The organism is Variovorax sp. GW821-FHT10B04 (assembly GCF_059415645.1).
The window spans coordinates 1-539 of the sequence record NZ_JBWKNQ010000033.1; the positions used below are offsets into that span (position 1 = coordinate 1).

Here is a 539-nt window from a genome sequence, read left to right on the forward strand (position 1 = left end):
GTCCACACGCCGCCGACGACCGTGGTGTAGCCCAGGTGAACGCCGTTGAGCAGCACGTCGACGTGCGAGCCATCGGCTGCATTGCTGCTGCCGCTGAAGACCAGCGTCTGGTCGTTGGTGTTGAAGTCCGTGGACGACACGCCGCTGTCGATCGTGATCGCGCCGACCGCGATCACGTTGGAGGCCAGCGGGTCGGGTGCGCCGCCCGGCAGCGTGCCACCGCTCGGATCGACGATCACCTGCTGCACCGCCGAGGCCACGGCGATGTTGCCGGCCAGGTCGACCAGATCGGCCTGCAACTGATAGACGCCGCTGCCCAGCGTCGTGCCGGTGTAGTCATACGTCCACACGCCGCCGACGACCGTGGTGTAGCCCAGGTGAACGCCGTTGAGCAGCACGTCGACGTGCGAGCCATCGGCCGCATTGCTGCTGCCACTGAAGACCAGCGTCTGGTCGTTGGTGTTGAAGTCCGTGGACGACACGCCGCTGTCGATCGTGATCGCGCCGACCGCGATCACGTTGGAGGCCAGCGGGTCGGG

At 67.2% G+C, this 539-nt stretch carries 1 protein-coding gene; it reads right to left on the reverse strand.

What is annotated here, in order from left to right:
• Window positions 1–539: Ig-like domain-containing protein (locus AC07PZ_RS31615; RefSeq protein ID WP_495299142.1), on the reverse strand; the 539-nt coding region annotated here is incomplete at both ends.